Annotated in this window: 1 rRNA gene; it reads right to left on the bottom strand. The window is 51.9% G+C overall.

What is annotated here, in order from left to right:
- Positions 1–191 precede the first annotated feature (191 nt).
- A 16S ribosomal RNA gene (locus SB816_RS32970) occupies positions 192–258 on the bottom strand; the annotation flags it as partial.

Below are 258 nucleotides of genomic sequence, written 5' to 3'. Positions count from 1 at the left end.
TCGAACCAACGACCCCCGCCTTATCAAGACGGTGCTCTAACCGACTGAGCTACAGACCCAAAACCTTCTCGGATCAGCAGTCAAGAGTCATGGACACAGGGAGGAATCCCTCTACCCAAGCCCACAACCGATCCCAGCTATATATCAAACAACCGATAAGAGTGGACGCTTAACACGAGCACTAAGCTCTGAAAGGAGGTGATCCAGCCGCACCTTCCGATACGGCTACCTTGTTACGACTTCACCCCAGTCATGAAT

This window comes from Achromobacter sp. SIMBA_011, from assembly GCF_046535435.1.
Taxonomy (GTDB): Bacteria; Pseudomonadota; Gammaproteobacteria; order Burkholderiales; family Burkholderiaceae_B; genus Achromobacter; species Achromobacter dolens.
Note: the sequence above shows the minus strand (reverse complement) of the source record. Positions and strands in the feature narration are given on the sequence as shown.